Genomic DNA, 14,029 nt, shown 5'->3' with positions numbered 1-14,029 from the left:
ACAGTACGGCAACAGAAAAAGTTTCCGTTAGGCTGTCATACATGCTGCTTGCGTCTGGTAAAAAGATCCCATGGAAAGTGAGTTGAAGCAGTAGCCCACTAAAAAATATCAGCGCTATATCTTTTTTAAATTTTTATAGGGATGGTAAACTTACCATTACGTCACATTATCTTATTACGTAGAAAAGGCGTTAATCCAAGCAATAAGAAAGTATATATGGTACAGACTTCGAACATATGGATTTTCAGCACCGATATCAAAAATTCGAATATATATATCTGTACAGATATTAACACTCTATTTATTGCCATCGATTCGTTTTATTTTTCCTTGGAGAATAGATTACCTTATGCATTATAATCATTCTAAAGCTAAGTGTTGAAAACTTCCCTGGCGTTACATATTTTCAATGCCCTGTCCGTTATTTAAATAAATCCGGCCACAATAATATTACAAGGTATTATGATAATTACTTATAGTTTTTTAATTAGCAACGCGTTGGAGTAGAATAATATTAATTTTGTTAATGTGTCAAAAGGAAGGATTTAAGATCCTATGAGAAGTCATAGGGAAAAACCCAAAAACTCACGATAACCATTTGAAAAAATCTGGTTAGATGCAACAAAGCGGTGATTGAGATCTTTAACAAGGCTTATCCCGGCGCAGGCAGGTATTACGGGGTTGTCTAAATAATACTCAATGGTTGGTGAGCTCTTCTCATCCAAAGGTGAAAACTGTCTACTCTCTATCTTGGTCATGGAAGTCCTCCCATGGACTTTAAGGCTTTCACTGTAAAGCGAAAGCATAATCCTTCATTTTCACTCTATAAGTAACATATTTCTGCAACCTAAAAACCCTCTCGTTTTATGAATATAATGTAACAATACCTTTCATTATTGTTTTACGTATTAAAACCGCGTCTCATTATAACTACAACGCAACTAAAAACAGGATGTTTTATTTCCGTTTCCTGAATCCCAATCTATACTGGGGTAGGTATTTTACAGTCCATGGAGATTCAGGATGTCTAAGAAAAAAACCGTCATAATTACTGGTGCGCTTAGCGGCATTGGAGAAGAATGTGCCCGCAAGTTCAGTCAAATGGGGTATAATGTAATAATTTCAGGACGTAATGAAAAAAGAGGTAGGGAATTAGAAACCGAACTACGTCAAATCAATCCTGATACTCACTTCTTTTTAGCCGATATCGTATTTGAAAATCAGGTTTCCGAATTAATTAAGTACACGCAACAAGTCTTTGGGAAAATCGATGTCTTGCTTAATGTTGCAGGTACAGAGGGGCAGCCTATTTCGCATGACAAAACCACAGTCGAAGACTTCCGCCATGTATTTGATACCAATGTGCTGGGAACCCAACTGGTGATGAAGCATGTTCTGCCGGTTATGAGCAAACAGGGGTCAGGCAGCTTGATTAATTTCTCATCGCAAGCTGGGCAAGTCGGTATTCCTGGCGGCAGCGTCTATTCAGCAAGTAAACATGCAGTAAACGGATTAACGCGCTCCGCCGCACTTGAAGTTGCCGCTGACGGGGTGCGGGTTAACGCCATTGCGCCCGGGCCAGTAGCAACAGCAATGTTTGACCGGTTTGTGGGTAACGATCCGATAGCGAAGGAAAAATTTCTCAGTAAAATGCCTACAGGTCGTATTGTTACAACCGAGGAGATTGCTGCAACGGCACTTTTCCTGGCTTCGGATAATGCCCGTTCTATCATTGGCCAAATTATCACGGTTGACGGTGGTTATTCTGTAGGTTAATCCCCAAAAGAACTGGCAAGTTGATATCACAGTGTTTTCGAACTTGTACACTCTATATTAATAACCAAGTTTCTCTTAAAAAAGGATACCTGTGTTGGCGAACAGGCGTCCTTTTCTCGATCACTGGTGATAACCCCGAACGGTTGAAAAGTGAAGCGGCGCTGGCATCACTCTGTGGCGTGAATCCCTTACCAGCCTCTTCTGGGCACCGATTAAACGTGGTGGCTCACGTGAAGCAAATAATGCCCTGCGGATAATAGCTCTGGCGCGTATGCGTAGCGATCCGCCAGAGGAGCTATTTTCAATTGGCGCAACCTACCTGATGCGCGTCACTTTTCCGTGCCCTGGATTGCTGACGTCGCGCGCGATTGCACGCGCAGCGTGAATCGAACCAGCGGTACAGTCAGCGCCGTGGTCACCAGCGCGAACACCACGAGGATCGTGTAGACCTTTGGCGGAAGGATCTGCATCTGCAGACCGATTGACAGGACAATGAGCTCCATCAAGCCGCGCGTATTCATCAGCGAACCCACCAGCATCGCATCGCGTGGCGCAAGCCCGGTGGCACGCGCGCCCAGATAACTGCCGCCGAACTTGCCGATGAATCCGCCCGCGAAGAATACACCGAACCACATCCATGAAGCCGCGTCGTCGATCGTGCCGACCGACGCATGCAGCCCCGCATACGCGAAAAACACCGGCATCAGCACAAGCCTGACAAAACCTTCGACGTTATCCCGCCACTCATTCGCGATGCCGGGCACCCGCCGCACGAACAGCGCCGCCGCAAGTGCGCCAAATGCGCTATGAAACCCGATCAGCGACGTCGCCAGTGCCGACGCCATGACGAAACATAACAACACGGCCAAGCGGTCGCGCGCCGCATGCGCAGTCGATGCGAGCCGCATAAGCGTCGGTCGAACCACGAAGCGCACCAGGAGCGCGCACAGCACCAGATACGCGAGCAGGCTGACGAGCATGCGCGCAAATGCCCAACCAGGCCCGCTCGATAGCGAAGCAATAGCGGCAAGCAGCATCCATCCGAGCGCATCCGTCAGCATCGCGGCAGACATTGCGTGCCGTGCGCCCACCATGGCGTTGAGCGCCAGGTCGTCGACGATGCGCGCCATCACCGGTACCGCCGATATCGCAAGCGCGACACCGCAGAAGAGTATATAAGGCAGCGCCGGCGCGTCGCCGGCGAGCATGTCTTTCGAGACAGTGGCGACGATCATGCCGATCGCGGCCGGTAAGACGAGCCCGCCCGCGGCGATCGCGACAGGCATGCGCCAGCGCTTGCCACGCAGCGTCTCGCCCAACTCCATATGCAGACCCACCTGAAACATCAGCAGTATCAGGCCGACTTCACCGACTTGCCCCATCGCCGACAGCGTTCGGGGGCCGAACAATGCGTCGTAGAAATCCGGTGCGATCGCGCCGAACAGCGAAGGCCCCAACAGCAAACCGGCCGCGATCTCACCGACGACCGCGCACTGGCCGAGCCGTTCGGCAATGCGGCCACAGACATTGCAGAGCGCAATCACCAGCACGAGTTGCAACAGCCAGACAGTCATGAATACCTCGGAAAGCGCGATACCGACACCAATCTGGTGGCCGCGAGCCCGAGCGGGCCCGCCGCGCCATACGCCATGATGACAGTGACGCCGCTCGCCAGGTTCGCGAGCGCCTGGCGGAACGACGTGCCCGGGACCGGCTCGGTGAGGGCCGCCGACTCACGCATCACCGCTCACTCGCAACGCGGTCGGCCCAGCCCCGGTAGAACGCACGGTACTTGAGCACGAGCTTATCGTACTTGCTGTACGCGCCGCCGCCGTCCGGCTTCATCCCGTTCCAGATTTTGACGTCGTACTTCGCTGCCTGCCGGGTCTGCAGCCCGAACAGCACGTAGTCGGTCGCGCGGCGCAGAACGCCACCCACTTTCTTGATCGAGATGAGCATGTGCATGACGTTCTTGCCGTCGCTCACCGGCGTCACACACTGGAGCAGTTTGTATTTGAAGTCTCCGTCCAGGGAGACGGTCATGACGCACCCGCCGGGGTAGCCATCGAAGTGCAGGTTCATCTGCGACATGTTCAGGCCGAGTACGCGGGCCAACATGCCGGAGGCCCCGAAATACCGGTCCACGGTGAAGTCGATCCCGGCACCGAACCACGCGCCCGCCTGGGCCAGAGACTCAACCTCCGGCCACCGGCGCCAATCGTCGAAGAGCTTGAGCTCGAAGGCCGAGATCGGGAGCTCGTGCACGGGAGACGCGTGTTGCGCATCGTAGAAGTTCTCTACGATCCGCAAGACCGCCGTCGTCGTCTCGAACGCGAAGTGCAGGTGCATAAAGTCGCCGTTGTCGACATCGGCTGCGGCGATTTCGGGCAGCGGGTGCAGCGGCTCCGGGGAACCGTACCAGACCCACACGTAGCCGTATCGCTCGACGGTGACCAACGTCGGCTGGCGCACCGATCGCGGCACGGGCTCCAGCCGGCGCACCGTCTGGTTGTGACCGGGGATGTGAACGCACTGGCCCTGCTCGTCGTACCGCCAGTGATGAAACGGGCACTGGATGCACCCGTCCTTGACCTGCCCGTCGGCCAGGTTCGCGCCAAGGTGCGAGCAGTGGCGGTCCATCACCACCGCCTGCCCCGTCGCTCCGCGCCACGCCACGCAAGGACGGCCGAAGAGCGTCAACGCCGTCGGTTTGTCCTTGAGGTCATCCGAGCGCATCGCGACGTACCAGCTCGCGGCCACGCTCGTAGTCGCATCGTACGCCCTCGACGGATGCTCCTCGGCGTTCACTTGAACCAATTGAATGTCGTTCATCATTTTTGTGTCCTCGATGGCCGGCTACTTCTTCCGAGTCAGGCTGATGCGGGTCGTGATGTACGCCTTGAGCAGCGCGAACATCGGGTTGTAGTCGAAGTACTTTTTCACCTCCGCCGGCGCGCTGGTTTGTGTCCAGTGCATCAGCTTCATCGCCGGCAGCAGGCTGTACTTCGAGTTGTTGAGCTGCGGCTTGTCCCCGGTGATGCAGTACCCGAAGCCGAACATCTGCTTGGCGAAGTCTCGTTCGTCGATGAGGGCGTGGATCCGCGCCGCGGCCTCCGCGGTCGGCTTGCGCCCTGCGCTCACGGCCTCGATCTCGGCTTTGGCGTCGTTGAACAACTGGTAGTACCCCTCCATGTCCGCACACAGGTACCCGAGGTACGGGGGATCGTTGTCGAGGTGATCGAGGTCGCCCTCGTCGCGCGACGCGCGGAACCTCGCGTGGGCTTGCACAAGCCGGAACTGCCCGAGGATCGTGCCGACTGCCCACAGCCTGTGGAACGCGTCCCACAGGCGGAAGTCCGAGAACGCCGTGTAGCAGCAACTGACGAAGTCGTCGTTGTGGTCCAAAAGCTTTTGCTGCAGGCGCTCGATGTACTCGAAGCGCTCAGGGGAGAAGTCATCGTCGCGCAGCGCCTTGATGAGGCGGGCCGCGAGCGCGTGGATGGTCACCGCGGTGTTCTCGAGCCCCCGGGAGAAGAGCGGGTCGATGAACCCGTTCGCGTGCAGCATCAGGCAGTAGCGATCTCCGACGCAGCTGGTCGACGAGAACTGCAGCCGATCGGTCCTGACCCAGTCGCGCACCGGTATGGCGTCCCGGAACTGCGCCCCGATGCTCGGAAACCGCGCGAGGAACTCGTCGAACTCTTGCTGCGCGGAGATGTCCGTTTTCGGGTAGACACGCGGGTCGAGCTGCAGGCCGACGCTCACCAGATTGTTGGTCGAGCGCGGGTGGTTGTTGAACGGAATCACCCACAGCCAGCCGCCCTCGAACATGTGGTGCAAGGTCCCCTCGTGCCAGCGCCAACGCTGCCCCCTGACCTTGAAGATGTCGTCGAACGGCTTGACCCCGAGCATGTGCGTGTAGAGGCTGCGCGAGTGCGTCTTGAAGCGACACGGCTCTTCGCGGAGATTGAACTTGGTCGCGAGCGGCGCGCGGGGTCCTCCGCAGTCGATCATGTACCGGCCAGTGAACCGTTCGTCCTCGGCGGTGGTCACCGCGACGCCGTCTTTATCGGCGTGGTATTCGGTCACTTTAGTCTTCTGGCGGACCGTGCAACCGTATTTAATGGCGGCTTGCAACAGGTAGGCGTCGACGTCTTGCCGGTAATAATGGCTCTCCGGCCCCCAGGGCAGCTCGGGAATGACGCACTGCGTGAACTCCTTCGGGTCGTGCTCCTGGCCGGGTTTGTGGAACACGAAGCCGAAGTTGCGTTTGATGCCCGTGCTCGACGAGACGTAACGTTGCGTCGAGTAGAACGACGTGATGTGGTCGAGCTCCGGAATGCCGTAGCGATCGGCGATGATGCGGTTCATCAGAGACGTCTCGGGAATCGACGATTCGCCGATCGTGAACCGCGGGTGCGACGACTCCTCAATGATCAGCACGCGAAACTGCTGTTTGGCCAGGATAGCCCCCATCTGGGTGCCGGACATGCCCGAGCCGAGGATGATCACGTCGAAGTGGTTGTTATCGCGCCCGTGCGCGGGGCTCTTCTGAGTCATGAGGGCAAATCTCCTTAATGAGATGGAACAGATGGCCGTGCGTGTCAGGACTCGTTGAGAGCAGTGCGGATGCGGGAGCGCGCGGCAAGTGTGAGCGTGGCCAGATCGCCGAGCATGCTGGGCGCGTACCCCCCACTGCCGATTGCCGGGCCGCTTCGCCCGACTTCGTACACCCGCTCCGCCAATTGAACATGGGGTGCCCGGAAGCGCAGCAGGACCACAAAGATCCGGTTGAGGGCCGCCAGCCCGACCCGGACAGGCTCGCCCTGCGCACCGGCCGCTCGCGCCTCGCCGATCGCATGGTCGACGAGCGACGGCCTCCCGGCGAACCGAGCGTAGACCGCCCGGTACGCGGGAAGCACATAGGGCAGGTACGTCTCTTTGAATTCTCGATAAGCCTGGTGGTCCGATTGCGAGCCCCACAGGACGTGATCCAGCACGAAGAGGGGCATTTCTACGGCACCGGGGCCAAGGTAACTCTGGCCCCCGACTCGAATCGGTTCGTAGAAGGGGCGGAGCTCATCGTAGAAGACCTGCGGCGAGATGAAGCGGTACGCGTAGACGATAGATTCGACCATTTTTTGCAGATAGGCGGCCAGCTCGTCGCACCCTTGCGCGAACGCGGGCGATCTCAGGGGCACGTCGTGCAGCTCGACGGTCACCGCGATGGCCGCTTCGAGGGCCGCCATCGAGATGCGCACGCTCTCGAGCAGGTGCGCTTCGTCGCTGAGCCCGGTGTAGCTCCGTTGCGCGTCGGCCGCCGCGGGGTTCCAGACCGTCACATGCAGGAGCGTCTCGCGCGGCGGCAGGTCGGTCATGCGCGCCAGGTCGAGCAGCACCGGCTCGAGCCCGGGCACCACGTCCGCGGGCTCGTGTCCGTGCCGTTTGAGGGACCCCAGGAAGAAACCGATGTCCCGCATCGCGGCGGCGGCTTCGACGAAGCCCCAGCCGGAGGGCACGCCGCGCAGCGGGAGGAACTCGCGCAGCAGGCCGACGATGCCGGGCACGTCCTTGTTACGGTTCAGGCCCGGCAGTTGCAGAACGAGCGAGCGCGCCTGCAGCGGATCGCAGGCCGCCACGGCAGCGTGCGTGGCCGCGAATACACATGCCCGGTCCTGGGCGCGCTCCACTACAGGCTCTCCGGCGACGCGGCCGTCGGCCCGGGTCGAGACAGCCCCGCGCCGCCCTCGCGCAGCGACCGCAGGTAGTCATAGTTCGTCGGCAGGCTCGCCCGCAGACGCTCGGCCTCATGCTGGATGCGGGCGAACATCGCCTCGGCCTTTTCGATCGACTCCGGTCGCAGTTGCAAGAGCGGCAGCGACCGGTCGGGCAGCATGCCCAGGCCGGCAAAAATGCAGTAGTAATTCCCGTTCAACCAGAAGTTCTTGAATTCGAAGTCGAAGGTCTCATAGTACGTGGAATCGTCGAACGACGTGGTAGTCAGCGGCAGCCCCGCCTTGTAGCGCTCAACCTTCTCTTTGATGGAGTCAGAGAGCCGCAGGTCGTGCCGGTTCGCGAGCCAGAACGGCGTGTCTTCGCGCGACGAGGTGAAATAGTGTGCCTGAACAAAGTCTCGGCAGTCGTCGAACATGTAGGTGATCTCGGCGTTGAACGCGTCGGCCAACCGCGGGTCGAACGCGGTGTCGGGGAAGTGCTTCACGAGTTGGTAAAGCGCCGCGTAGATGAAGTAAATCCCCGTCGATTCCAGGGGCTCCAAAAAGCACGACGACAGCCCGATAGAGACGCAGTTGTTGACCCACGCCCGCTTGTTGCGCCCGACCCGGAACTTGATCTGGTTGAGCGGCTGATTGTCCGAGAGCCCCCACAGGTTGAGGAAATCGGTGGTAGCCTGGTCGCGGGAGGTGAACTTGCTCGAGAAGACGTAGCCGCTGCCGAACCGGCCCAGCATAGGAATCTTCCAGGTCCACCCCGAGTTCATGGCGATCGCGGAGGTGTAGGGTTCGACCCCCACTTGCGCGTCGTCGTTGGGTACGGCGCTGGCGACCGCGCTGTCGCACAGCAGGTAGTCGGACATGTCAATGAAGGGCTCTTTCAGGGCCTGATTGATCAAGAGCCCCCGCATGCCGGAGCAGTCGATGAACAGGTCCGCCTCCAGCTTCCGCCCCTCCTTGGTGATCAGGCTGGAGATGAAGCCGTGGTCGTTCAGATTAACGTCCATGACCTCGTCGACCACGCGGTTCACCCCGCGATCGACGGCCCAGCGCTGCAAGAAATCGGCCACCAGGTGCGCGTCGAAGTGCCACGCGTGGGACATCTGACGGGTGCCGTCATGCAGGCACGGTGCCAGATTGCCGTCGAGCGCCCCGGGCTGCGGGTAACAAGCGTACGCCATCGACTGCTGAAAGCCCTGTTCGCGCTTGCGCAGCCAGTAATGGGTAAGCGGCACGCCGTCGCAGCTCGGCACATTGCCGAACAAATGGTAGAAGTAATCGTTGCGCGAGTGGCCGGGAGACTTTCTCCAATTCACGAACTTGATGCCGGCCTTGAACGCGCCGTTCACCTGGGGCATCCACTCCTGCTCCGGTATCCCGAGGAAGTCGAAGAACACCTTCTGCAAACTCGGGATGGTCGCCTCGCCCACGCCGATCCGGGGGATCGCCGCAGATTCGATGAGAGTAATGTTCGCCTGCTGCTGGAGCGCCCGGACGAGGTACGAAGCGGACATCCAGCCCGCAGTGCCGCCGCCCACGATGACGATATTCTTGATCGGTTTGCTCATGACACTCTCCCATACGAGATAGTGGAGATGTTAAATTAGATTCTAATTCAGACTAGAATCTAATCTAAAAAGTGCAAATTCCGTTTCTCAGTTAACTAAGCGATATATCCTCACGCGAATCGCCCCCTCAAAACCCTAATTTTTCACTATCCACAGACCGGTTAAAAATATTATTTTCAACCGGTTAGAATTACGGATAAAGCAGGGAAAACAAGATCAACTCATTGCTCACCACAATAAAATAAAGACTTATAGCACCCCTACCCCACCCCAAATGACATATTCATAACACACTGTTTTTAATGAATTATCACAATTAAAAAAGGCAACACACATTATCAAAAAAGGTCATATTCGACGTTTTCAATCACTGCCAGCACCGCTTCACCCTCATCCTTTAAATAAATTCATTACCTATTTGATATTAATGCATTTGGAATTGATAGCATGCTCATTATATTATAAATTAAACACCCAGTTAGTTATAGGCGATGCATTATAAACTTGCCAATCAACAAGAATAATCAACTCCAACTCATTCGTTACTTACGTATAAAAACATCCATAAAATAATATCTTTTCCACAATCAAACATTCAGCCTAAAAACAATTATCCGTCTGGTTTTCATACAAATACTCAACAACATTCGGAAATTGTTTTCTGCCGGAAGGAGTATCGGGAAGACATTAAGCCGGTAATAGAGATCGCTGCGGAATTCGCGGTCGGCGACCCTCTGCTGCAGGTCGCGGTGGGTAGCGGCGACTCGATCAAGATTTCCCCCACCTCGCCCAAAAACGGCGTGTCTTTGTCCACCAGCTCGAGACGCCCCATATGCTGGGTGCTGGCACCGGTAAACGCCCCCTTTTCACTTTTGTTCGATTATTCGGCCGAAGGCCTCACCCTGCGGGCCAATGCTGAATCCCTGAATAACCTGACACCGGAAGAATACCGGCTGAAGGCTGAAGAATCGGAAATCGCAAAAGGTGTGTGGAACTAAAACGGGAGCGCTGACAATATGGAGCAGTCTCCTTTGAGGCAGACAATAATGTCGTTGGAAAAAGAGTGAGAACACACTCTTTTTTTCGTAACAAAAGAAATATGCGACTCACGCCTTTCGGCGAACAGGAACAGGGGTTATTTTACGTTAAAAATTCACTGCACAGTTTGCATGCGCTGCCCGATATAGCCGACAGGCTTGGTAAAGGGGAGTCGGGAACATTATCGCCAACATTTATCATGGGTGCGGGTTACAACATTATACCCAAGCTGATCAGCCATTTTCGTCAACCTTTCCACATAGATTGAACGGGTTTTAAAAGAGGCTTGGCTGGATAATGGCAAACTCTGCCCACGATATGTAATTAATTTACCGCTAATTATTCCCCCGCAAAAACCTGTGCCGTCATTATATAAACGAGTGCTGAAGTACTACGCCGATAACGGCGCGGAACCCAATATCAATCACTGCGATCAATGAACGCCTTATGCAAACCTTCCAATGGGTGATGTTGAAATTTTTCTTTGCCGCAAAATGGCTTAGGTATCGTCAGACGCTTCCCGATTTGCGCCGGATAACAACCAACATTCGACGTATTTAACCCAACCGAATTCCTGCCGACTGCCCGCTGCGCCGTTATTCTTTCGCGTTAACCTTTCTCATAAGCAGTGAATTACTTTCCTGGAAAATAATTCAACGCTGTTATCAAGATATCCCGCTTACCACTCATTTTACGGTGACAGAGCTTTAAGCTTGACCTGCCAAAACAGTTTCATTATTGTACAAGAAATAACATTTTTAAAAATATACGTAATGAAATTAATCAGGCGTTTTCTTTTAAAAAGAAAAATAGTTGTCACCCTTGCCGCCACATCCTCCATTCTGGCATTTATTCTTTATCAGAATAATTATCAGTTGGTTGAAAGTACGGTAACGATCCCTCACAAGCCGAATAATCTTGATGCCGTCCTGGCGATGCCGCGCCATCTTCCCCCTGGCGAGAAACCCGGCGTAGTGATATTTGTTCACGGCGACGGAGATATTAACGCCACTCACGGCGGTTTTTACCGCCCCATCTGGGAAGCGCTGTCCAAAGCCGGTTTCAGTTCGCTTTCCTGGAATAAACCTGGCGTTGGCGGCGCGCCGGGCAACTGGCTGCAACAAAGCATGGACGATCGCACCAGCGAAGTGATCTCCGCCATCGATTGGATAAAACATCAGCCCCAGCTGGACGGCCAGCGCATCGCACTCTGGGGTGCCAGCCAAGGTGGATGGGTATTGCCGAAAGTCGCAACGCGATATCCCGATATCTGTTTCATGATCGCCGTTTCGCCCGCCGTTAACTGGCTGGAGCAGGGTCGCTATAATACTATCGCCAGCATGAAGCAAAAAGGCCGTTCGGAAAGTGAGATAGCGGCGGAATTAAAGCGCGAGCATCAGGTCCTGGCATTGCTCGACGCCAACGCCAGCTTCGAACAATATCAACAAAAAGAGGGGAATGCCGCCGACTTCACCGCCGACCGCTGGACCTTCGTGATGAAAAATTACCGTTCGGACGCTACGCAAGACCTTAGCCAGGTTCACTCGCCGGTCTTTTTGGCCTTGGGCGGAAAAGACATTAACGTCGATATTAAAAATACCGAAAATGAATACCGCAAGCGCTTAAGCAAAGCAGGCCAGCTGGATATCAAATTTTATCCGCAGGCGACGCACTCCATGCTGGAAAAAAGCACCGAGGACTCATTAATAGAGACCTGGTACAAAGGTTTATTTTTCCCACGTGCCATTTTCTATCCCGGTTTTTTACAAGATCAGCAGGATTTCGCGTGGCAGCACCGTCATTGCCAGTAAAAAACCTCTGCGGGGAGTCTTCCTCCCCGCCCTCTTCCTTATCTAGTGCCAGCGGAAAATCCGCATCCCCAGAACAAAGGTAAATACGCCAAATCCCATTAGCATCAGCGTAGCCGGCATGATCAACCTGATATCTCCGCCTTCGATAAAGACTTTGCGCATGGCGTCCGCCAGCATCGTCAGCGGCAGGTATTCAATAATGCTGACCATCCAGTGCGGGAAATTTTTGTAGCTGAAGAAGATGCCGGAAAACAGCACCTGGACCAGAATGGTCACTTCCAGCAGGCCATTTGCCGTTTGCGCCTTCATCGCCCGTGACGAGGCAAGCACCGCTATACCAGAGAAACAGACATTACCGGCGAACAGCAGCAGCAGAAACGCGCTGAACGATCCCTGAATTTCCACATCAAAATAAACGCGCGCGAACAGGTTAATGATCAGAATCTCAATGAAGTTGATCAGAAAACAGGCGCCGATATGGGCCATCAGAAAGGTGGATTTTCGCATCGGCGTGATACACATCTGCCGTGTGACGCGGGTAATTCGCTTCTCCACCAACGCCCAGCCAACGGCGATCAGGCAGGTTTCCATGATCGCCATCGCCAGCAGCCCCGGCACCAGGAAATCAACGTAACGGAGGCCGGCAGTTTCGAGAACGGAAAGATTTTTCTCCGTCGGTTGCCGCTCGCCCTGTTCCTTCTCATTCATCAAATAGTACGAGAGCATGGCTTCATTGTCCTGCGGATCGAGATAGTAAATCCGCTTCTGCCCCGTCTGCTGCGGAATAACCTCGACAAACATCTGAATGTCGCCGCGTTTCAGCGCCAAGATAACCTCATCGCGGTTCTGATAATAACTGACGAGGTATTTCACCTTAATCAGATGCTGGCGCTTCACCTCTTGCAGATTGACGATACCTTGCAGCTGGTGATCGGTACCGGCCAGTTGCTCACTCCACTCGCGAACCTGCGCCGCCGCCGTCTGATCCTGCGGCATAACAATGCCAATACGCCGCTCCGGTATGTCCTGCGAGGAAAAAGAGAGGCCCAACAGCCATACCAGCAGCAGTGGAAACCCAAATGACCAGAAAAGGATCTGCGGCTCACGAATGTATTGCCGGAATTGAGTGAGCATCAGGTTGAACAGCGCGCTATTCATGGAACCCCCTCCCAGCCAGCGACATAAACAGATCGTCGAGCGTTTTTTTCCGCACGATCAGTTCGGCTATTTCGACGCCGGCGTTTTGCGCAAATGCCAGCAAGTGACTGATAAAGCTGCTCGCATCCATAATAAGCATGCTGATTTTTCCGTCCTTTTCGTTGAAATCGTATTCAAGCACCTGAGGATGCTGCCTCATGGCCTCCAGGCGCTCGGGCCGGGTGGCCCGACATTCAATTACTTCACCGTCGCAATGCTTTTTCAGCAATTGCGTCATAGTGCCCTGCGTCAGGATCTCCCCCTGGTTCATAATGCAGATGCGATCGCAGAGATACTCAGCCTCCTCCATATAGTGGGTGGTCAGCATCATGGTTGAACCATTCTCCTGGTTGAGGCGACGCAAAATATTCCAGGTATCGTGACGGATGCGCGGATCCAGGCCCGTAGTCGGCTCATCGAGGATCATAATCTCGGGTTCGTTGAGAATCGCCACCCCCAGTGCCAGACGTTGACGCTCGCCGCCGGAAAGCCCCTCCACAAAGGTGCGACGCTTGGCCGACAGCTCGACCAATTCCAGCACTTCGCCGGTACGGCGGCGCGGGCAACCGTAAAAGCTGCCGAACAGATTCACCGTCTCCTCAACCCGCAATTTGTTGATAAACAGGGTCTCCTGCAGCACCCCGCTCAACCGTTGACGCAAAAACTGCGCATCCTGCGCCCAGCTTTTTCCCAGCACCTTTACCGAACCGGAGTCCGGCTGTTTTAACCCTTCCAGGATCTCCACCAGCGTGGTTTTACCTGCGCCGTTAGGGCCCAGCAGGCCGATAAACTCGCCACGAAAAATATCCAGAGTAATCCCTTTAAGCGCCTCATGATTGCGGTAGCGCTTACGCACCCCATCGAAGGCGATGACTTTTTCACTGCTTTTATTTTCCATAATTTTTTT

The 14,029-nt window shown here is 55.0% G+C and carries 10 protein-coding genes and 3 pseudogenes; 4 read left to right on the top strand and 9 right to left on the bottom strand.

The genetic code is table 11. The features are described 5' to 3' along the window. Positions 1 to 563: 563 nt before the first annotated feature. On the bottom strand, positions 564 to 758 hold the full coding sequence (locus tag ACUTSW_RS18455; protein WP_445585048.1) for a hypothetical protein: 195 nt from the start codon (positions 756 to 758) through the stop codon (positions 564 to 566). Between the two features lie 265 nt (positions 759 to 1,023). Here ACUTSW_RS18455 and ACUTSW_RS18450 point away from each other — a divergent pair, with 265 nt between their 5' ends. Both ACUTSW_RS18450 and ACUTSW_RS18445 read left to right on the top strand, forming a co-directional pair. Continuing rightward, complete coding sequence (locus ACUTSW_RS18450; RefSeq protein ID WP_445585047.1) at positions 1,024 to 1,776, top strand: SDR family NAD(P)-dependent oxidoreductase; 753 nt, start codon at positions 1,024 to 1,026, stop codon at positions 1,774 to 1,776. 110 nt (positions 1,777 to 1,886) lie between these two features. Next, positions 1,887 to 2,059, top strand: a pseudogene (locus ACUTSW_RS18445) (transposase); the annotation flags it as partial. A gap of 46 nt (positions 2,060 to 2,105) precedes the next feature. On the opposite strand, the gene ACUTSW_RS18440 reads toward ACUTSW_RS18445, so the two are convergent. The 6 genes and pseudogenes from ACUTSW_RS18440 to ACUTSW_RS18415 form a co-directional block, all read right to left on the bottom strand. After that, positions 2,106 to 3,350: a cation:proton antiporter gene (locus ACUTSW_RS18440; RefSeq protein ID WP_445585046.1), complete on the bottom strand. Its 1,245-nt coding sequence runs from the start codon at positions 3,348 to 3,350 to the stop codon at positions 2,106 to 2,108. A gap of 166 nt (positions 3,351 to 3,516) precedes the next feature. After that, positions 3,517 to 4,611: a Rieske 2Fe-2S domain-containing protein gene (locus ACUTSW_RS18435; RefSeq protein WP_445585045.1), complete on the bottom strand. Its 1,095-nt coding sequence runs from the start codon at positions 4,609 to 4,611 to the stop codon at positions 3,517 to 3,519. A 21-nt stretch (positions 4,612 to 4,632) separates the two neighbouring features. Next, on the bottom strand, positions 4,633 to 6,336 hold the full coding sequence (locus ACUTSW_RS18430; protein WP_445585044.1) for an NAD(P)/FAD-dependent oxidoreductase: 1,704 nt from the start codon (positions 6,334 to 6,336) through the stop codon (positions 4,633 to 4,635). A 44-nt stretch (positions 6,337 to 6,380) separates the two neighbouring features. After that, positions 6,381 to 7,466, bottom strand: a complete 1,086-nt coding sequence (locus ACUTSW_RS18425) for a monodechloroaminopyrrolnitrin synthase PrnB family protein (protein ID WP_445585043.1) — start codon at positions 7,464 to 7,466, stop codon at positions 6,381 to 6,383. Further along, complete coding sequence (locus ACUTSW_RS18420; RefSeq protein ID WP_445585042.1) at positions 7,466 to 9,076, bottom strand: tryptophan halogenase family protein; 1,611 nt, start codon at positions 9,074 to 9,076, stop codon at positions 7,466 to 7,468. Before ACUTSW_RS18420 ends, ACUTSW_RS18425 begins: the two co-directional genes overlap by 1 nt. Positions 9,077 to 9,741: 665 nt before the next feature. Further along, positions 9,742 to 9,944 (bottom strand): annotated as a pseudogene (locus ACUTSW_RS18415) (sigma 54-interacting transcriptional regulator); the annotation flags it as partial. 49 nt (positions 9,945 to 9,993) lie between these two features. Between ACUTSW_RS18415 and ACUTSW_RS18410 the strand changes: the two are divergent. Both ACUTSW_RS18410 and ACUTSW_RS18405 read left to right on the top strand, forming a co-directional pair. Then, positions 9,994 to 10,074 (top strand): annotated as a pseudogene (locus ACUTSW_RS18410) (integrase); the annotation flags it as partial. A gap of 753 nt (positions 10,075 to 10,827) precedes the next feature. Next, on the top strand, positions 10,828 to 11,925 hold the full coding sequence (locus ACUTSW_RS18405) for an alpha/beta hydrolase family protein (RefSeq protein WP_445585041.1): 1,098 nt from the start codon (positions 10,828 to 10,830) through the stop codon (positions 11,923 to 11,925). A gap of 42 nt (positions 11,926 to 11,967) precedes the next feature. On the opposite strand, the gene ACUTSW_RS18400 is transcribed toward ACUTSW_RS18405, so the two are convergent. Both ACUTSW_RS18400 and ACUTSW_RS18395 read right to left on the bottom strand, forming a co-directional pair. After that, positions 11,968 to 13,083, bottom strand: a complete 1,116-nt coding sequence (locus ACUTSW_RS18400) for an ABC transporter permease (protein ID WP_445585040.1) — start codon at positions 13,081 to 13,083, stop codon at positions 11,968 to 11,970. Then, a complete protein-coding gene (locus ACUTSW_RS18395) occupies positions 13,076 to 14,020 on the bottom strand; it encodes an ABC transporter ATP-binding protein (RefSeq protein ID WP_197912318.1) in 945 nt (314 codons plus the stop codon). The genes ACUTSW_RS18400 and ACUTSW_RS18395 overlap by 8 nt, the downstream gene beginning before the upstream one ends. Between the last annotated feature and the right edge of the window lie 9 nt (positions 14,021 to 14,029).

The organism is Serratia sp. TSA_198.1 (assembly GCF_052686505.1).
The sequence above is the reverse complement of the archived record's forward strand: the minus strand, read 5'-3'. Positions and strand labels throughout refer to the sequence as shown.